This is a genomic window from Acidithiobacillus ferriphilus, assembly GCF_028215975.1.
Taxonomy (GTDB): domain Bacteria; phylum Pseudomonadota; class Gammaproteobacteria; order Acidithiobacillales; family Acidithiobacillaceae; genus Acidithiobacillus; species Acidithiobacillus ferriphilus.
In genome coordinates, this window is the sequence record NZ_CP116458.1 from 1956415 (window position 1) to 1974453 (window position 18039).

Annotated in this window: 18 protein-coding genes and 1 pseudogene; 6 read left to right on the top strand and 13 right to left on the bottom strand. The window is 56.4% G+C overall.

What is annotated here, in order from left to right; translation table 11 throughout:
- Positions 1 to 20: 20 nt before the first annotated feature.
- The 13 genes from PJU76_RS09795 to PJU76_RS09855 form a co-directional block, all read right to left on the bottom strand.
- Entirely contained in the window at positions 21 to 653 is a 633-nt protein-coding gene (locus PJU76_RS09795; RefSeq protein WP_271779378.1) for a 4'-phosphopantetheinyl transferase family protein, read from the bottom strand.
- 34 nt (positions 654 to 687) lie between these two features.
- Positions 688 to 1404: an SDR family oxidoreductase gene (locus PJU76_RS09800; protein WP_271779379.1), complete on the bottom strand. Its 717-nt coding sequence runs from the start codon at positions 1402 to 1404 to the stop codon at positions 688 to 690.
- Positions 1401 to 2045: an antibiotic biosynthesis monooxygenase family protein gene (locus tag PJU76_RS09805; protein ID WP_271779380.1), complete on the bottom strand. Its 645-nt coding sequence runs from the start codon at positions 2043 to 2045 to the stop codon at positions 1401 to 1403. Before PJU76_RS09805 ends, PJU76_RS09800 begins: the two co-directional genes overlap by 4 nt.
- A 1-nt stretch (position 2046) precedes the next feature.
- Complete coding sequence (locus PJU76_RS09810) at positions 2047 to 2721, bottom strand: antibiotic biosynthesis monooxygenase family protein (RefSeq protein ID WP_271779381.1); 675 nt, start codon at positions 2719 to 2721, stop codon at positions 2047 to 2049.
- A 15-nt stretch (positions 2722 to 2736) separates the two neighbouring features.
- Positions 2737 to 3369: an antibiotic biosynthesis monooxygenase family protein gene (locus tag PJU76_RS09815; RefSeq protein WP_271779382.1), complete on the bottom strand. Its 633-nt coding sequence runs from the start codon at positions 3367 to 3369 to the stop codon at positions 2737 to 2739.
- The gene (locus PJU76_RS09820; RefSeq protein ID WP_271779383.1) at positions 3369 to 3752 is read right to left on the bottom strand and encodes an antibiotic biosynthesis monooxygenase family protein; all 384 of its coding nucleotides are present in this window, start codon (positions 3750 to 3752) and stop codon (positions 3369 to 3371) included. Before PJU76_RS09820 ends, PJU76_RS09815 begins: the two co-directional genes overlap by 1 nt.
- A gap of 329 nt (positions 3753 to 4081) precedes the next feature.
- A complete protein-coding gene (locus PJU76_RS09825; RefSeq protein ID WP_065414053.1) occupies positions 4082 to 4339 on the bottom strand; it encodes an acyl carrier protein in 258 nt (85 codons plus the stop codon).
- Positions 4340 to 4343: 4 nt separating this feature from the next.
- Positions 4344 to 5504 carry a beta-ketoacyl synthase N-terminal-like domain-containing protein gene (locus PJU76_RS09830; RefSeq protein ID WP_271779384.1) on the bottom strand — a complete coding sequence of 387 codons (1161 nt, stop codon included), beginning with the start codon at positions 5502 to 5504 and terminating at the stop codon, positions 4344 to 4346.
- Entirely contained in the window at positions 5501 to 6805 is a 1305-nt protein-coding gene (locus tag PJU76_RS09835; RefSeq protein ID WP_271779385.1) for a beta-ketoacyl-[acyl-carrier-protein] synthase family protein, read from the bottom strand. Before PJU76_RS09835 ends, PJU76_RS09830 begins: the two co-directional genes overlap by 4 nt.
- 14 nt (positions 6806 to 6819) lie before the next feature.
- Positions 6820 to 7596: an SDR family NAD(P)-dependent oxidoreductase gene (locus PJU76_RS09840; protein WP_271779386.1), complete on the bottom strand. Its 777-nt coding sequence runs from the start codon at positions 7594 to 7596 to the stop codon at positions 6820 to 6822.
- On the bottom strand, positions 7583 to 8515 hold the full coding sequence (locus PJU76_RS09845) for an aromatase/cyclase (protein WP_271779387.1): 933 nt from the start codon (positions 8513 to 8515) through the stop codon (positions 7583 to 7585). The genes PJU76_RS09840 and PJU76_RS09845 overlap by 14 nt, the downstream gene beginning before the upstream one ends.
- 579 nt (positions 8516 to 9094) lie before the next feature.
- The gene (locus PJU76_RS09850) at positions 9095 to 9643 is read right to left on the bottom strand and encodes an acyl-homoserine-lactone synthase (RefSeq protein ID WP_271779388.1); all 549 of its coding nucleotides are present in this window, start codon (positions 9641 to 9643) and stop codon (positions 9095 to 9097) included.
- A gap of 58 nt (positions 9644 to 9701) precedes the next feature.
- Positions 9702 to 10160 carry a DUF4902 domain-containing protein gene (locus PJU76_RS09855; protein ID WP_271779389.1) on the bottom strand — a complete coding sequence of 153 codons (459 nt, stop codon included), beginning with the start codon at positions 10158 to 10160 and terminating at the stop codon, positions 9702 to 9704.
- 160 nt (positions 10161 to 10320) lie between these two features.
- Here PJU76_RS09855 and PJU76_RS09860 point away from each other — a divergent pair, with 160 nt between their 5' ends.
- The 6 genes and pseudogenes from PJU76_RS09860 (at position 10321) to PJU76_RS09890 (ending at position 18034) form a co-directional block, all read left to right on the top strand.
- Complete coding sequence (locus tag PJU76_RS09860) at positions 10321 to 11031, top strand: autoinducer binding domain-containing protein (protein ID WP_271779390.1); 711 nt, start codon at positions 10321 to 10323, stop codon at positions 11029 to 11031.
- Between the two features lie 91 nt (positions 11032 to 11122).
- Positions 11123 to 11749 carry an ATP-binding protein gene (locus PJU76_RS09865; RefSeq protein WP_271779391.1) on the top strand — a complete coding sequence of 209 codons (627 nt, stop codon included), beginning with the start codon at positions 11123 to 11125 and terminating at the stop codon, positions 11747 to 11749.
- A 428-nt stretch (positions 11750 to 12177) separates the two neighbouring features.
- Positions 12178 to 13468: pseudogene (locus PJU76_RS09870) on the top strand (IS1380 family transposase).
- A gap of 363 nt (positions 13469 to 13831) precedes the next feature.
- Positions 13832 to 15982, top strand: coding sequence for a peptidase domain-containing ABC transporter (locus tag PJU76_RS09880; RefSeq protein WP_271779394.1), 2151 nt, complete (start codon positions 13832 to 13834; stop codon positions 15980 to 15982).
- Positions 15983 to 16053: 71 nt separating this feature from the next.
- Positions 16054 to 17481: an HlyD family type I secretion periplasmic adaptor subunit gene (locus tag PJU76_RS09885; RefSeq protein WP_271781010.1), complete on the top strand. Its 1428-nt coding sequence runs from the start codon at positions 16054 to 16056 to the stop codon at positions 17479 to 17481.
- A gap of 208 nt (positions 17482 to 17689) precedes the next feature.
- Positions 17690 to 18034 carry a hypothetical protein gene (locus tag PJU76_RS09890; protein WP_271779395.1) on the top strand — a complete coding sequence of 115 codons (345 nt, stop codon included), beginning with the start codon at positions 17690 to 17692 and terminating at the stop codon, positions 18032 to 18034.
- The last annotated feature ends 5 nt before the right edge of the window (positions 18035 to 18039 follow it).

Genomic DNA, 18039 nt, shown 5'->3' on the forward strand with positions numbered 1-18039 from the left:
CCTTTGGGTAGAAGATGGTTTCAGGCATTCTGCACCTCCGGTAGGGGGCTGGTAAGGAGAAACGGTAGTACCACCTCCAAGTCCGTTAACGCGATGCTCGCGATCATGCTCTTCCAGCAGGGGAGGAGACGCAGGTAAAAGCGTCGCTCATCTACCCAAACGGGGTGCCAGGCGCCCGAGGCCGAGGTGGGCACGGAGACCCGTTGCACGCCATAGTCGAAGCCGCCGGGCAGCATCTTGAGGATGGACTCTTTCGCGGTCCAACAGGCGAGGAACTCCTGTTCCGTCGGAGTGGACCAGCAGTCTTCTGGACAATTGATCCATCGGTAGAGGTCTGGCCATGTAGCGGAATTGCGTATGTATTCAATGTCCACGCCCACCTCCGCAGTCGCTATGGCTATCATCAGGCACCGTCCGCTATGGCTGATGCTGACATTGAGCCTGGAGCCGGTTAGAAAAGGACGACCGTAGCTGTCTTTTTGCAGCCGCAGGTCGGCATCTCCAGTCAGACACCGGGCTAAGTACTCGGCCACCGCACGGCTATATGACCGCAGAAATCCAGGACGCTTATCCTCCATAAGGAAAACGAACGCCGCACCCTCCGGTGGTCCAAGCCGGGCGAGGCCCGTCAGCGAAAGCAAATGCCATTTCATTGCAGCTGCATATCCCGGGAAGCAGAGCAGAAGATCACTTCCGGACGTTCATGATCTCTTCCATGGTCCGGCACTTGATCGTGATCTGGTCCACGATAGCCGCCGGGGAAAGAGACATGACAAAGTCGATGGCACGCGTGATGTCTTCCCGAGCAATCATCTTCTCCAGCGGCAGGCCTGATGATGCGGCCATGTCGGTATCGACCACGTCTGGGCAGAGCGTTGTTACCTTGACCCCGTACTCCAAAAACTCTTTTCCCAGAGACTGGCCGTAGCCCACCAACGCGAACTTGCTGGCGGCATAGCCGCCCACCGGCGCGAAGCCCTCCAGCCCGACGATGGAGGAGATATTGAAGACGTGTCCAGCGGACGTTCTCAGTGCTTCTGCACAGACGGTACAGAGATTGTGGACGCCCTTAACGTTGGTTTCTAAAAGATCATCCAGATCTTCCATGGACAGAACGCTAGTTCCGTAGCGGAAGATGCCGGCGGCATTGACCAGCACATCCAGGCGTCTCGCCTCATGCACCGCCGTCGCTACGGCATCACGCACGCTGGTGTGGTTGCGGATGTCCAGCGGCAAGGTGATGACCTCCACATTGAAGGCCGAGCGCAGGTCAGCTGCGACGTCTTCTAGCGTCTCGGACGTGCGGGCCAGTAGGATGAGGGAATACCCCTCGGCCGCGAAGTAGTGGGCAATCTCGCAGCCGATGCCCCGGCTGGCGCCGGTGATGAGTGCAACACCTATCATGGTCCTACTCTCTCGGCCCGGCTTGCGAGGCTACGAGGGTGTGCGGAAACATCGGTCGTAAATACAGCAGCGACACGCGAACACAGCGATGGATGTAGGATGTAGTTCATGGACCGCGCGCGGTGGCGGACATATGCCTTATCGTCCAGGGCCGCCATGAAGAATTCGGCAGACCGCCAGTGGGCAACATTGATGAGACCGTAGCGCGCAGTCTCTGACCGGGCGCGGAACAAGCGGGCGTCGATAAAGCCTTCCTTAGCAACCATATGGTCCTTGGCCTTGTTCCACATGTCCAAAACCTCGGGAATCTGCGCGTTGGTGATCTCAAACGGATTGACCATCCAGGAATGACCGTCACAGTGGTCCGACGTACCGTCGAGGCGGATTTCCAGTCGACACAGGGTGCGTTCCACAGTATGCAGGGCAGATTCCACGATGGGTGCGTCGGACTCGCAGACTGTGTCGTCCCCCTCGATAACGCCCACAAAGTCGTAGTGGGCGTTGCGGATGTCGCGCTTCATCTCGAACAACTCGGCGGTGACGAAGCCCGGAAAGCGGGCGAGGTCCTCCACAGCGTGACACCACGCGGACACCAGATTCGCGCGATCATTGGTGGTGATAACGTCGATGGCGTAGGGCATGTCACGTCGCCTCCGCCATCATGTGCTCCACTGCCGGCTTGATTGTCTTGGCGACCTTGCTTAAGAAGAGGGAAAAGTCGTTCTTGAAGTCCTTGATGATCTCGATGAACTCTGGCGTATCGACGGAGGCGAAGAAGATTTCCTTCGACTCCCACTCGGCGAGGTTGATATACTTTATCTTGTTGCTGTCCTTCTCAGCGTTGGTCGTGACGTGCAGACATGCGCCGATGTAACCGGGCTTGTTGGACATGTAGAGGTTGGCGCTATGCCACATCTCGGCATAGGCTTTCATCCGGCCTTCAGTCAGGTAAATCACGTCCACCAGCACCATCTGATCGCCGTGGTCAGCGCCGCCATCCTTGGCCGGGTTGTACTCGCTGCCGTGGTCGATAATCCCCTTAAAGGCGCAGAACTTGCCGGCCAGCTTAGGCAAGACGTTAGTTAGGCCAGCGTCGTTCTTGGCAGCTTGCCTGGCAGCCTGCCAAGCATTGTCCGTCTCCCAGCAACAGACACTGGTCAGTTTATAGTCCTCTTTAGGGTGCAGCGTCTGGATGGTTTCCAGAAGTCGGCCCGAGACAAACCCCGGCTGGCGGGAGAAAAAGCGGCAGACCTCTTCCCAGTCACGTGCCGTCTCCGGGACATTAACGGTCTTGATCAGATCCATGACGAAAATCATGATACGCTCCTACAATTAGTGACTTGGAATCCACAGGATGTCCTTCGTGATGTGCGCATGAAGGCGCGATAGGCTAATGGAGAATATCCCTTCGAAGGGAGCAATAATCTTACGGAAGTCGGCGCCGTCAAATTGGTTCATGAAACGCTGTTCGGATTGCCACTCGGCTCGGCTAACAAAGTGAAAATCCTCGCTTTCCCGGACCGCTTGGTAAAGCTGCGCGCTGACGAAGCCGTCCTTTTCCTCCATGTGCCGCGCGGACTCGTTCCACATGTCGGAGTATTTCCCAGCCTCGGCGACCGGGATGCGGTATGGGTTAATGACAGTCACATGGTCGGGCGAGAAGCGGTTGTCTTGGTGCTGCGCCGAATTGATGAGGGTATAGGTGTTCGCCACGGGATCGGCTGGCAGAATATCGAGGAACGCATAGCAGTCGGTCTTGCCGACTGATCGGGCATAGGCCTCCGCGCCCGTCCACTCGATGATGCTAAGGAAGTAGTAGGATGTCTTGTTAATCAAGCGGTAGACGCCATGCAGCTTGGCCTCTAGGAAGCCTGGCTGGGCAGCTTGTGCCCGCACGGCGGCGACCCAGCGTTCGGCGATTTGGTCAGGGTTGCCCTGCGAAATGATGTCGGCACGAATGATCATTAGAAGATACTCCATGGGGCTGTGGCCCGGCGCGCGACGATGATTTGGCTGCTATAGTCGAAGCCGCCCTTGATGAGCTTCTTGAACTCCGGGCTGGAGAATGCCGTGACAAAATCCTTCATGCTCTGCCAGGCGGCTACGTTGATGAACCGAAAAGCAGCATCCGGATGGTGGTTCTCGAAAAGGTGGTGGCGGATGAAGCCCGGCTGGTGCCGGATATATTCCCGCGCGGTGACGAATTGTGTGAGAAAGTTCGCCGCGTCATGCTCTGTAATCTTGCACGTGGTTATGAGGTAGAAGTCATTGCTCCCCGCACGCGGCGTGATCTCTCCGCGAGCATGCATCAATAGCCTGCCGTCGCAGAGGATATCGTTTGGACCCACATCCGTGTCCACGGATGGACGAACCGATGGTGTCCTGCGTGGACAAAAGGTGATTCTCACGTACGTGAAAGAATGGGAGCCGTAATTGCCACGCGCGAAACCACCATTGGTCTCACATTCAAGCCAAAAGTGCCAACCTGGGCCCGGGGTGATCCTCTCCGAGGGAATCAGCGCATCGGGGAGCTGCCGTCCATGGTCCTTGTGTTGTCTGGCTGTAAGGAAATGAAAGCGTGCGAATACAACGTCCTCCATACAACATACAAAGGGAGCGAGGCCAGCCTTTCGCGATCCAGAGCCAGCGGTGCGTAGTCGGTGGGCTCGGACGGGGCTCATGCCAGCAGTTCCGGCATCCGAGCGGCAACGGCTTCGATCAGTCCGTTGACTGTCTTTAGATCAGCGAACTTCACTCCGGTTAAGCTAATTTTGAGCTTCTTTTCCAAGTCGACAAAGATGTCGACTATATCGGTAGAGTCCAACTGCAGATCTTCTTCTAGGTTGGACTCAGGCTTGATGGCTGCCGGATTGCCACCCAAGAAATTGGCGACTGAGGTCAGGACGGTGGTGCGCAAGTCTTCTGGTATGCTCATGTGATTAGTCTCCCTTGCTGAGGTATAGGCTGCTGATGGCTCCCCCTAATGAGCGACCATTGATGAGGATGGTCCGCACGGGGCCCTCGGCTGGCTCTAGGGCCCCAGGCGCGGTGCGAAGCTTGTACAACGCAGGCACCGTCTTGCCCTTGCGGAACATCAAGCAGGCGTAGGCCACATCTAGCGCACCTTCGGCGCCGAAGGTATGACCGTACTTCATCTTTGGGATCAGGGTGACGCTCTGCGGGCAGACCTCCCGTAGGGCCACCACCTCGGCGGCGTCGACCTCCGCCAAGCCGCAAGCGTCGGGCAGGACCAGGTCGGGCTGCGTACCGCCTAAAACAGCCCGCATAACGCGGATCACGGACGTCGGTTCGGTGCTGTAGCAGTCAGGCTCGCATGGGGCGTTGCATGTGGCGAAGCCCCTTACCTCGGCATAAACGGGCGCGTTGCGGGCAGCGGCCCTGTCCCGTTCCTCGAGGATCAGGAAGACGGCACCCTCAGAGACTAGGAACCCGTAGGCTTCCGGAGGGATGGAGGCCGGCCAAGGCGAGTCCGCCTCGTAAGAGGCGAGGGGCGCCAGTGCCGCCTTGATGAAGTCAGTGTTAGTGCTTTCCGTACCGCCCGCGATGGCGACGTCCAGCCTGCCTTGGCGGATCATGTTGGCGGCCGAAGCTACGCTGATTAGGCTACTAGCCCGGTCGGCCATGTAGGTCTTACTGAACCCCTTAATCTGGTGGAGAATCGTGATCTGACCCTGCGGCGCGGCAGGGAACCAGCTCGTCGCTTGAAAGGGGCTGACCATGCGGGGCCCTTCGCAGTGCAGGTGACGCAGTTCCACCTCTGTGAATTTCCATCCGCCGAAAGTGTTGCCGACGAAAACGCCGCAGCGTTCTTTGTCGACCATCGCCATGTCCAGGGCTGCGTCACCCATAGCGCGCTGGGCGGCGATCAAGGCGTAGCGGGTGAAAGAGTCGAGCTTCTTCCACATGCGAGGTGACAAATTCCCTTCCAGGAGGCTCTCGTTGACGACCGTGCCATTCAGATACTCGGAGGTGGGGGTAATAAGCGAGCGATTGGCCTCCTGATAGCCCCACAAATCATCAAGGGTATCGGTGTTCGGCAACACGACGCCGATGCCGGTGATTACGACGCTGCGAGTCATTGGTTCAGATCCTCCAATTGAGTGGTAGGATACTTCGACAGAACGATAGCGCTGTGAACGCCGGAAAATCCGCTCGCGTCCTTTAAAACATGGTTTATCTCAAGCTTGCGCGCCCCTTTTGGAGTGTAATCCAGGTCACATTCCGGATCTGGCGTGACGTAGTTGATGGTCGGTGGCACCTCCTGATGCATAATCGAAAGGACCGCCGCCACAGCTTCCACCACATTGGCCGCGCCCAGTGAGTGACCGACAATGGACTTCACCGAACACATTACGACCTTGTAGGCATGTGCCCCAAAGGTCTTCTTGACAGCGTTGGTCTCATTGACATCGTTCTGCGGAGTGGAGCTGCCATGGGCATTGACGTGCTCGATCTCGACCGGCGCCATGCCAGCATCTGCCAGGGCTAGCTTCATCGCCCGGTGCAGGTCGTAGCCTTCCGGTGCCAGGTTGGTCATGTGGTAAGCGTTGCAGGTCGATCCCATGCCCGATAGTTCCGCCAGGATGGTGGCGCCGCGTGCCAGCGTACGATCCAGGCGCTCTAGCACAAAAATGCCACAACCTTCGCCCAGCACGAAGCCAGCACGGCCCTTATCATAGGGCCGTGAGGCACGCTCCGGTTCATGATTGCGGTCGCTGGCGAGCGCACCAATGATGTCGAAGGCGGCTACGGCGATTGGGGTGATCGGCGCTTCGGTCGCACCGGCGATGACCACGTCCACCTGGCCGGAGCGGATCATCTCTAAGGCTTCGCCTAGCGCGTCCAGACCCGCAGTGCAACCGGTAGCGAGCGTGTATACCGGGCCGCGAGCATCGTACTTGCGGGCCACTTCCGACGACGCCGAATGAAAGCCAGCGTTAGCCGTGAGCACCCGGTCAAGCACCCCACCATCGAAGGCATCCTTGCCACCATTGGTGCGGCGCAGAAACTCTTGCTCCATGTACTTGGTGCCGGCGATGGCTGTGCCGATGCACACGCCCAGACGGTCACGGTCGATGGCGGTGGTGTCTAGGCCCGCTTGGGAGACAGCCTGTTCGGCCGCAGCCAGGGCAAACAAGGCATAGCGGTCCAGAGTCGAGCGCTGACGCTCCGAGATGTTGTAGCAGGCCGGATCGAAGTCAGGGACGATCCCGGCGACTTGGGATGTAAATTTTATTGTGTCAAAGTCGCTGATGCGCGCCACGCCGCTCTTGCCAGCACGGCAGTTCGCCCAGAAGGTGTCGATATTAGTCCCGTTCGGCGCAATGACACCCATGCCAGTGATGGCGATGCGGTGGCTGATATTTTTGTGTCCTTTCATGAGATCAACTCCCCCTAATAGTTGCCCAAGCCGCCACATACGTTCATGGCTTGAGCCGTGATGCCCCGCGCACGGTCAGATGCAAGGAAGGAGACCATTGCGGCAACCTCTTCGGGTTCGATATAGCGACCGATGGGAATGCGTGCCTCGATGCGTTTTTTTACTTCCTCTGGAGAAACCCCCCAAAGTTTTCCGTAATTCGCGCGCACCTGATCTGCCATTTCAGTCTCTACGAAGCCGGGGCAAACCGCGTTGACAGTAATATCAGTGCGGTTGGTAGCCAGTTCCAGGCCGAGTGCCTTCGTGAAACCAACAACACCATGCTTTGACGCGCTGTAGGGGGCGCCGTGGACGACGCCCTGCTTGCCGCCGGTGCTGGCGATGTTGATGATGCTGCCGCCATTGCGCACGGCGCCAGACTTCAGCGCAGTGCGCGTCACAAAGAAGACGGAGTTGAGATTGGTGTTAATGACATCAAGCCACAGTTCATTAGTGAGGTCTTTGGTGGAACCTCCGCCGGCGCGCCCAGCACAGTTAACAAGCACATCGATACCGCCCAGAGTTTTGATCACGTCGGAGAACAGCCTTTCCACTTGCACAGGATCGGTTACGTCACAGTTCTTGCCGACGACGGTGCCGCCGTCAGCGGACAGATCGGCAACAGTTTCCGCCAGCGCTTCGATGCTGCGGCTAACCAAGATGCAAATAAAATCGTCGTCAATGAGCTGACGGGCGATCGCCTTGCCGATACCGCGGCTGGCACCAGTGATAAGAGCGTTACGCGCGGGCATTTTGTGTTCCCTCCAGTTTGTTCATGATGGCCTGCATGGTGCCTAGGCTGTTCTTGTTGATGGCCATCTCTACCCTTAGCTTGGCCTCTTCAATAGGAATTTCTTTCCAAAACAGGTGGTCGAGTACGACGGAGTGCCACGAGACGACCTCCACACCGCCGTCAGTTTCGGTGACTGTCCAATGACCCCGATGTTCTTTCAGTGCGGGTGGCGGGGCAGGTTGGAAGTAATCGATGCGGTCTTCGCTCAAGATGCGAATACTGCGGATATTCTCTGTCACCTCGCCGACCAGTACCTCCATGCGGAACTCCTGGTACCAGCGATCCTCGTAAATTATGTCGATATTTTTGCAGTGAGGAAGGAGCCACGGCCATAAAGCAAGGTTTCGCAGAAGCTGGTAGATGGCGCGCTTGGAATGAGGGATGATGACCTGCTCACTGAATTCGTGCCGCCAACGGTCGCGCTCCAACTCGGCCTTGATAGCGTTAAGCTCCTTCACGCTATTCTCCTCAACGGTGCGCAGCATGAAGGACACAGCGCCCTCATGGTCAGTCACGCCATCGACCAAACCGGCCACATCATCGCGCATGCTAAACTCATGGGTCAGTGTAATTACACAGCCGTCATCCTTCGTCGTGATACTCCACAGGCCAGCCATGTACCTGACCAGAGGGGACGGTTTTGATTGGGAGAAAGCGATCGTCCGATCGACGCGGTCGATGCGCCGCTTAGACTCCCAACTGAATACCTGATCATTTGCCTTGGCGATAAGGCCGATGATTTGGCTGGCATCGGTCTCTTCCAAGACCTTGGCATCGAGGCACGGGGGGAAAACTTCAGGCCACCAATTAACATTTAGGCATGCGTGGAACGCAGCATCGGCGTTACACTCAACCTCAATTGCATGAGCCGTCTTCATGGATGTACACTCCTCAATGTCGCAACCTTTCAGCAATCTAGATCCTTACGGTTCGTTGACCTTCCAAGCAGTAGCCACCACTTGGCCCTTCTAGTACGTTCAACTACCAGCCAGCAACGCTCAGATTGTGGGCGCCATCTCGTTGGCCAACGCCATGATCAGTCGCCTTCAGCGTCCGACACACCAGTAGTTTGGCCAGCGATGGCCAAGTTGTTTCTCGTGGGTGATCACCGAAGATCGGGAGATATCTGCCCAAAGCTGGGTATGCGTTCTTTGTGTTTGAGCAGTTCATCCAAGGAAAATGTTCCGTACTAAAAAAGGGCTGGTCGCCGATTGGCGGCGAGACACCAACCCGTCCTTTCACTCCGCGAAGTGACCATTTAATCGTTGTTGCAATCCCGCTCTGGATGACATTACCCATTCAAGACCTCATCTCTATCGTTTATAACTCGTTATGTCGGTAATAACTATGCATAGTTTTATTAATTGACAACACTACCATCCAGTTTCAACTAGTCATAATTTTGCAATTATGGTATTCGGATAATTTGGTAAGTATCGATATTTGTTTTCTGGGATTTATATCTCTATCCAGCATGCAAATATCGGATGCCCATCAATGATCATCGGCGGCCCTGCACGATGCGCATGGAACTCAGATCGAGACAACAACCGCTCCACGCCGATCGGCGACACCGTGATCAGCCGTTTCGCTCCATGCGAGACCGCGCAGGCGATGGATTCCTCCAGCAGCTTTCGCGCAACCGAAGACGAAAACTGCCCTGGTGTCCTGGCTCGGTCATTCAAATCCACGGCCGCGAAGCGCGACAGCTCCCAAACATCGGGAGAACATGGCGGTGCCAGGCCATTGAGCAACTGGGGAAAGACTTCACCCAACAGGTAGGGGCGCGTGGTCGGGAGAAGGCGGGCACAGCCGGATACATGACCTTGGTCGTCTTGTGCGACCACATATACGGTGTCCGGCCGGTCGAACTGATCCGACTCCATCCCGTTCTCCGTGCGCAGTGCCCACCCAAGCTGCTCGACAAAGACCTGATGGCGGTAACCGGCCACCTTCGCATACAGATTACTCGGTAAAACTTCAGCTGGCCCGGATATAACCTGCATCTTATCCTCCGATAGAGTTTATCTATGAAGGTGAATCTACCATCTCCGTCGTTTCCGTCTAGCTGTCAACCTTGACAGGTTGACAAACGTATCTATCCATGATTTGTCGTTGGACAGCGACCTGCCAGGCCGTCTTGTCGATGGCCGCTTCCAGTAGCTTGGCCGTGTTGGCGGGACTCAGGTCCTGCCGCAGGTTATCCACCAGCATGATATTGCTTCGTGGTAAGCCCGTCCGGAGATAACGGGCCTGTCCTGCTGACGCCCCTTCCATCCGCCAGTCCCACCCCAGGGTGATGACGGGCGCCGTCTCGCTGACCCATTCGGTATAACCGGAAATATCGGTCTGGCTGGCCCCTTCGTGAAGAGGGAGGGGTTCATCCGGGTCCAGACCGGATAAAAGATGCACCATGGGAATCGCCTGAAACTGCTCCGGTGTCAGGCGTACATAGCCATCGGGAGACAACCTCATGAATCCAGGTCCCTGCGGCCTTACCGCGATTTCGTTCTGCACTGTCATGATCACCTACCAGGAAAGTTTGATTAGGAACAGGCTACCGAATCACCCTATGATGCGGTAGTGTCAACTCTGACAGGTTGATAATGCCATATCCATGCAAGGGTATCGGTTGGCCGCACACAACTCAACATATCCCCGCACCACCTGAGAGGAGGGACATTTGGACCCCTGGAAGGAAGATCTCCTACAGACATTCCAGTCTATCGAATGCGAACGGCAGGTGTTGGCCATGGTGGCCGAGTTGGCGCGCAAGCTGGAATTTGATTACTGCGCCTACGGCTTACGTATGCCGCTTCCGCTTGCGCGTCCAAAAACCGCCCTGTTCAGCAACTACCCTGCAGTCTGGCAGGCCAGATATCAGGCGCAGGAATATCAGGCCATCGATCCCACGGTACAGCATGCCATGCGTTCGCCGTCCCCCGTCATCTGGTCCGATGACCTGTTTGCGCCCGCACGCGAGCTATGGGAAGAGGCACGTTCATTTGGGCTGCAGGCCGGACTGGCCCACACTTGCCGCGATGCCAGTGGGATGGGCGGCATGTTGACTTTGGCGCGCGCTGGAGAAACCGTCACCACGGTCGAGTGGCAAGCAAAGGCCTGCCATATCATGTGGTTGGTCCAGGCCGTCCATCTCTGCATGTCACGAATCGTGGCGCCCAAATTCTTGCCGGCACTGGCCGTGAAGTTAAACCAGCGGGAAGCCGAGGTCCTGCGCTGGACAGGTGAGGGCAAGACCTCCGGCGAAATTGCCGATATCCTCAACATCACGGAGCGCACGGTCAATTTTCACATCGGCAAGGCCATAGCCAAGCTAAATGCCGTCAACAAGACCGCCGCCGTTCTACGAGCGGCCATGCTGGGTCTCCTGTAATTCTACTTGCATTGACCAACTATACAGTCTCATCGAAGCTTCCTCACTCATGGTTTCTCCGACGCTGGCTCTCTACCACCCGGAGGCAATATTGGAAGATTCCGCCCAATATTGGAATTTCCCAGTATTCCCGCGTGCGGTATTGGAAGTACTGCGGGAGCCGCTGGAGTCTGGAGAAATCCATATCGCCAGAGCGGCGCGGCGGGCCACTTTCCCGGCCCGTTTTCAGTTGGTCGCGGCGATGAATCCTTGCCCCTGCGGCCATCTCGGTGATCCGCAGCAGATGTGCCGCTGTACCCCGGCGCAGGTCAGCCAATACCGCAGCCGGCTCTCCGGCCCGCTGCTGGACCGCATCGATATCCAGATGGAAGTGCCCGCCCTGCCGGTGAGCGCCCTGCAAGGGGCGACACAGGGTGAAAGCTCCACCTACTGGCGCGAACGCATAGCTCAGGCCGTTGATCGCCAGTGGCAGCGCCAGCAGGTGCGCAACACGCAACTTCAAGGCGAACGGCTGGCGCAGTTTTGCGCCCTGGATGCGGTGGGCACCCGCCTGCTCAGCCGCGCCACCGAGACCCTGCACCTCTCCGCACGCGCTTACCATCGGGTGCTGCGCGTCGCCCGCAGCATCGCGGATCTGGAAGGGAGTGATCCGATCAGTACCCAGCATCTGGCGGAAGCCATCCAGTATCGGCGCCTGGCGCAGACGCTGGCGCAGTAATCAGTTTAGAGAAAAGGCTAGCCGTTCCGTAAAGGTGTGTATGAAAACGGGGAGCTTCTGCTCCCGTTTTTCTTTCGCGTACCCATCAAAAATAGATGATGTCTTCCAGACTGACCTTGGCTTTGGCCAGCGCCAGCCGCATGGGCGGCGTTTTCCTATCCTTGCCGACCAAGCCGTAGGGCGGGAAACCGCCCAACTACCGAAGCTCCGTCAAGCAAAAACGTATCCCATGGGAAAAATCATCCCAGCCACCCATCGCGCGACACTCAAGAGAGCAACCTTCGACATCAATCGCAAATTTGGGGATCTACCCTATTCCCGCGATTGGATAGGGTCGAAAATGGTTGAAGGCCCCTATCTGTAAGGGTTTCCGGTATAATGGTCTCGACGAAAAGATTCACCTACCGGGAGATTTACAGGAGGGGCCGATGCAGAAAATGGCACGAACCGTGCTGCCTTTCAAGCTTGCCGCGACGGAAGAATCCATGACGGCACAATCGGGGCTGGTGTTATTGGGCGAGTTTGCCCAAGGTGCGGGTCTGCATCGCTGGCTGGAGCGGGAGATGCCCAAACCCGGCAGTGGCCATGCCTATACCGCCACAGAACGTGTGCTGCCGCTGATTCTGATGCTGACCGGCGGCGGCCGATCTCTGGAAGATCTGCGCATGGTGCACGGGGATAGCGCATTGCGGCGCCTGCTGCATCTGGATCGCTTGCCCAGCAGCGATGCAGCGGGAGATTGGTTGCGCCGAGCGGGGGAGAGTAAAGGCTTGGCGGGCTTGGACCGGGTGAATCAACGGGTGGTGGAGCACAGGCTCCGGAAGTTCGGACGCACGGCCCACACGCTGGATATGGATGCCACCCAGATCATTGCGGAAAAACGCTCGACCGAATGGACCTACAAGGGTGAACGCGGTTACATGCCCATGGTGGGTCATCTGGCCGAAGCCGGGGTCGTGATTCATGATGATTTCCGGGCAGGGAATGTCGCCCCCGCCAGCGCCAACCTCGACTTCGTGAAAGCCTGCGAGGCGCGGCTACCGAAAGGCCATCGCCTCGCGGCGATCCGCGCGGATTCTGCCAGCTATCAGGCCGATCTCTTCAATTACTGCGAAGAGACCGGCAGGACTTTCGCCATCGGCGGCAGGCTGGATGCCCCGACCCTGGTGGCTATCGCCGCGATTCCCGAATCCGCCTGGACCCGCTATGCGGACTGTGCCGTGGCGGAGACCGTGCATAGCATGGAGGCCACGCACCAGGCCTTTCGACTCATCGTGGTGCGCCCCCGCCATCAGGCGGATCTGCTGGAAGAGGAACGGCCCCGCTACCATGTCATCGCCAGCAATCAGACCGGAAGTACCGCCGACGTGCTGATCTGGTACCGCCAGCGGGGCGAGTATTCCGAGAACGGCATCAAGGAGCTCAAAAATCGGCTTTGGCATGGAGCGCATGCCTTGCGGTCAGGAGAGTGCCAATGCCGCCTTCTTCCGGATCGGTGTCATTGCCCATAACCTCTTCGTACTCTTCAAACACTCGGCCCTCGGCGAAGGCTGGCAGCGGCATCGCATCGCCACCGTGCGTTGGCGGTTGTTCCAGGTGCCGGGCCGGCTCATCCGCCATGCCGGTGCCTGGGTCCTGAAGGTGGCCGCCACCTTTGCAGAAGACTTTGCGGACATTCGTGCTCGCGGTTACGCCACGCTCCACGAACTGGCCCCCTGAACGCTCCTTTGTACCGCCCACCGTCCCATTGAACGCCTCCGGCGCGGTAGATCTGCGCCTGCACTCCGCATTTGTGCCTGTATGACCCCGGCAATCGAGCGAAAAACCGACCAACGACTGAAGATTCGTCAGAAAATAACGCATCCTAGAGCTAAATCACCCCTCGCATACCCGTCATGCGACACATCGAGACCAGCCTCCAACATCAATCGCGGGATTTGGGATCTACTCTACCTTGCCCGAAAGGCGACGTAAGGGTACCATTTGATCCAGCGTCTGGCCAAGGATGCCGAATAATAACGAGGAAGTAACATGTATAGCCGCCATTACGGCCCAGCGATCACTGGCTGAGTCTAGATTACAATGCCTTCCGCCCTTGAGTCCGCTCCAGCGACCCACGCTGTCCCGCCTTCGGGGATATGGGCGCTCACTCGAATTGCCGCCTTTCATCAGCGGCCTCTCGACGCCGATCAGATCGTGCGTGCCCTTGGCTTTGACCATCAAACAATCGGCGTTACCCAAATTCTGCTGGCATGTGCGGAAATCCATCTTAAAGCTAAGGCGTCCAACCTAGGTTGGACCGATTTAGAGCGGCTAAAGCTTCCGATCATTGTGCAACTGAAAAATGGTGATTTTGGGGTAGCTGGGCGGATCAGCAAAAACCGCATCCCCCTCACCCGCCAAGGCAACGGCCGACCAGAATGGCTGGATCAGGAAGCCTGGGAGCGGATTTATAGCGGCCACGCAATCCTGATCAATGAACGATTATCCTTCACCAACCCCAACCGTCCTTTCGGCTTCGGCTGGTTCGTGCCCGTCCTCTGGAAGTTCCGTAAGGAACTCGGGGAAATACTGGTGGCGGCATTCTTTTTCCAGCTTCTCGGCATCGGTTTGCCTTTATTCATTCAGGTCATCATTGATAAGGTATTCGTCTACGACAACCGCTCCACTCTGATAGTGGTAGCCGTCGGCATGCTAGTCATCATCCTCTTCGAGGGCATTTTCGGCATCCTCCAGAGCGTACTGCTATCCCATGGCGGCAATCGCATCGACGTCACTCTGGGTAGCGCTCTTTACCGCCACCTCGTGCGCATCCCGCTACGTTATTTCGAGCAGCGTCGGGTTGGCGACACTACCGCCCGGGTACGCGAAGTGGAGCGCATCCGCAGTTTTCTGACCGGGCAGGCACTACTTTCTGTGGTAGATGGCCTCTTCGTGTTTGTTTATATTGGTATACTACTTTTCTATAGTGCCGAACTCACCTTGGTAGTGGTCGCCGCCATGCTGCTCATCGCGTTGACCACTGCAGTATTCCGCCCAGCACTGCGCATGCGCTTAGAGGAGCGATTCAACGCAGGAGCGGACAGTCAGGCATTCCTGGTGGAATCCGTCACCGGCATGGAAACCGTCAAGGCCATGTCCCTCGAGGCGAGCATGGTGCAGCGCTGGGAACGCCTCCTCGCCCGTTACGTCAGCGCTGCCTACCGTGCTGACCGTTTGGGAGGTATTTCCAACGGAATTAGTCGCACCCTGCGCAACCTTGCCACTCTTGCCATCCTCTGGTTTGGTGCCCATCTGGTGTTGGAAGGAACCCTATCTGTGGGCGCGCTCATCGCATTTCAGATGCTCTCCAGCCGAGCGATCGCTCCAATGCTGCGCGTGAGTTCTTTGTGGCAGCAATTCCAGCAGGTGGCCATCGCTGTGCGCCGGCTGGGGGACCTTATGGATGCTCCTGCCGAACCGGTTCTGCTGCCCGACAAAGCCAGTCTGCCGCCGTTGCGTGGCGACATACGATTTGATCGAGTTTCATTTCGCTACCATTCGGACGGTCCACGCGTCCTTGAAGACGTCAGCTTTGAAACGCGCGCAGGAATGACGATCGGCGTTGTCGGACGCAGCGGCTCTGGTAAAAGCACGCTGGCGAAGTTGATCGAACGGCTGCATGTACCAGAACATGGCCGCATCCTGGTGGATGGCTACGACATGGCGCAGGCTGACCCAGGCTGGCTGCGCCGACAGATCGCCGTCGTCCCTCAGGAAAGCTTCCTGTTTGGCGGGAGCATCCGGGAAAACATAGCTGTCCGTAATCCCGGCTCATCTATGGAACAGATTATCACGGCAGCACGATTGTCCGGCGCCCATGAATTTGTCATGGACCTACCGGAGGGCTATGAGACACTCGTGGGTGAGCGGGGAGCGTCTCTTTCCGGCGGCCAGCGCCAAAGACTGGCTATCGCCAGAGCCTTGCTCACCAACCCCAAAATTCTCATTCTCGACGAAGCCACGAGCGCCTTGGATTATGAATCGGAGCACATCATTCAAGACAATTTGGACCGCATCCGTCAGGGCCGTACACTCATTATCGTCGCACACCGACTGTCCATGCTGCGCGGAGCGGACCGCATTCTGGTTCTGGACAGAGGGCGCATCGTTGAGATGGGTAGTCACGATGAACTGCTAGCTAAAAGAGGCGTCTACCGCCATCTTTACACACAACAGGGCCTCGCCGCATGAACGTCGCCGCGAGAACGGACCCCACATCCAAAGATCTGGCCACTGAGGATCAGAACAGCCCAAAACGCAGGATGCGTCACCGTGCCCAAGCGACACCCTCGACTCTTCGAGATTTCCAGCCGCACGCGCTGGCGATTCAGGAAACTCCGCCACCCCCCTTCGCACGATGGATACTCTGGATCGTTGCGAGCTTGTTATTGATCGCCATATTGTGGGCTTATTTTAGCAGGCTCCCCATCATGACCACTGCTCCCGGCAAGTTTGTGCCCCAAGCGCATACTCAGGTTATTCAAAGCTTCGACACGGGTGTTGTGGCGGCAGTACTTGTGCACCCGGGTGATACCGTAGAAAAAGGACAGGAATTGGTTCGCCTGAATCCCGAAGTGAACCATTCTGCTCTAAAAGCCGAAACAGATATGCTGGCATTGACGTCTGTGGAGCAGAAACGATTAGAAGCTGAATTGTCAGGGAATCCTGTCGCACTGAATGCCTCTGCAGCCACACCCGCAATGCTGAACCTAGAACGCTCCCTCGAACAAAGTAGCCTCGCACATCAGAAGGCGGAAATCGCAGATGATCAGGCTCAAGTTCGTGAAGCGCAGAATAGTCTGGCGGCCGGTGAAGCTATCTTAGCAGAATATGTGCAGCGCACGCACACTGATATGCATCTCGCCATGATCGCAGCGCCCCTCGTATCCGAGGGTGCGCTTTCGGGTTCGCACTATGATCAATTGCATGATCAGGCGGCAAGAGATCAAGGTAAGAAGGCCAGCCAACGCAAGCAGGATCAACAACTTACTGACGCATTGACAGCAGCCAGAGATCAACTATATAAAGCAAAAGAGAAGTACCGCAAATCAGTACTCCAAAAAATGGAGACGGCCGTGAATGACAGCTATGATCTGACGAAAAAGAAAGCACAAGCCGCTGAGCAGTATCAGATGGACTGGCTGCGTGCACCCGTAGATGGAACCGTACAGAGTTTAAGTGTGGCCAGCATCGGCTCGGTGATCCAGGCCGGTCAGACCGTGGCGACCGTTATACCAGGTGACACACCTCTGGTCCTCGAAGCAGACTTGCCCAGTCAGGATATTGGCTTCGTTAAAGTGGGACAAAAAACACAAATCAAGGTCACCGCCTACCCATTCGAGCAGTATGGAGAAATCCCCGGCACGGTGGTTTGGATCAGCCCTAACGCGCAGACTTCCAACTCACTGCAAGAGCTTCCTGCCGGTGAGAATCATCAGCCTACGCCACCATCGTCGGCAACAGCGGCAAAATCCGGCACCAATCAAACGAAACCGACTTCGCCACCCACTCTTTATTATCGCATAAGGGTGCAACCGGAGCGGACTTGGTTACGTATTGATGGCAAGAAACAAGCGATGGGACCAGGCATGACGGCGACGGTGGATATTCGAACTGGGGATAGAACAGTACTGGATTTCTTTCTAGACCCAATTGTCAAGTACGCAAACAACGGCCTTTCCATACGTTGATAGCTGGTTATTGACCGGTTATATCTTGATTTTTGGCAGCATTTTGGGGTTGTGTATCAGTTTTCGGAAGGATGCCAACCATCTAGATGCGTTCGAGTTGGCGCTCGCAGATGGATAGCTGTTATCTTAGTACATGAAATGTGATGTTATAACTTCAGGGGTAGTCAATGGTTGCTTATATAGTAGTTTTGTAGCGAGGATAAACAACATGCCACAAAAAAATGAACAATCCTTATATCAAAGGATAGAAAACGTGTACTTCACAACATTAAGTGACGGAACGGTTTTATATAAACCATCTTTTAGTAAAGATAGATATATTGTTCCAGACGCAAATGTAAAGAATGAGATAATAAAGGCACTAAAAGTTAGGCGCTCTATCCTAATGGTCTTGCTCAGTTTGGTATTTGCGATAGATATCATAACCAGAGATTCAAATTTCAGTTTAATGGCCACCATCGTGATAGGTATAGCCGGATTGTTTATCCTAATAAATGGCACAAGAAAATTTTGCAATAAAATGAAACATTATCCTGGTAAGAATAGTTGTTAGCACGC

Bases quoted from the DNA above. Each gene is read 5' to 3' on its own strand.
- PJU76_RS09795 (WP_271779378.1), bottom strand. From the start codon at position 653: ATGAAATGGCATTTGCTTTCGCTGACGGGCCTCGCCCGGCTTGGACCA.
- PJU76_RS09800 (WP_271779379.1), bottom strand. From the start codon at position 1,404: ATGATAGGTGTTGCACTCATCACCGGCGCCAGCCGGGGCATCGGCTGC.
- PJU76_RS09805 (WP_271779380.1), bottom strand. From the start codon at position 2,045: ATGCCCTACGCCATCGACGTTATCACCACCAATGATCGCGCGAATCTG.
- PJU76_RS09810 (WP_271779381.1), bottom strand. From the start codon at position 2,721: ATGATTTTCGTCATGGATCTGATCAAGACCGTTAATGTCCCGGAGACG.
- PJU76_RS09815 (WP_271779382.1), bottom strand. From the start codon at position 3,369: ATGATCATTCGTGCCGACATCATTTCGCAGGGCAACCCTGACCAAATC.
- PJU76_RS09825 (WP_065414053.1), bottom strand. From the start codon at position 4,339: ATGAGCATACCAGAAGACTTGCGCACCACCGTCCTGACCTCAGTCGCC.
- PJU76_RS09830 (WP_271779384.1), bottom strand. From the start codon at position 5,504: ATGACTCGCAGCGTCGTAATCACCGGCATCGGCGTCGTGTTGCCGAAC.
- PJU76_RS09835 (WP_271779385.1), bottom strand. From the start codon at position 6,805: ATGAAAGGACACAAAAATATCAGCCACCGCATCGCCATCACTGGCATG.
- PJU76_RS09840 (WP_271779386.1), bottom strand. From the start codon at position 7,596: ATGCCCGCGCGTAACGCTCTTATCACTGGTGCCAGCCGCGGTATCGGC.
- PJU76_RS09845 (WP_271779387.1), bottom strand. From the start codon at position 8,515: ATGAAGACGGCTCATGCAATTGAGGTTGAGTGTAACGCCGATGCTGCG.
- PJU76_RS09850 (WP_271779388.1), bottom strand. From the start codon at position 9,643: ATGCAGGTTATATCCGGGCCAGCTGAAGTTTTACCGAGTAATCTGTAT.
- PJU76_RS09855 (WP_271779389.1), bottom strand. From the start codon at position 10,160: ATGACAGTGCAGAACGAAATCGCGGTAAGGCCGCAGGGACCTGGATTC.
- PJU76_RS09880 (WP_271779394.1), top strand. From the start codon at position 13,832: ATGCCTTCCGCCCTTGAGTCCGCTCCAGCGACCCACGCTGTCCCGCCT.
- PJU76_RS09885 (WP_271781010.1), top strand. From the start codon at position 16,054: ATGCGTCACCGTGCCCAAGCGACACCCTCGACTCTTCGAGATTTCCAG.
- PJU76_RS09890 (WP_271779395.1), top strand. From the start codon at position 17,690: ATGCCACAAAAAAATGAACAATCCTTATATCAAAGGATAGAAAACGTG.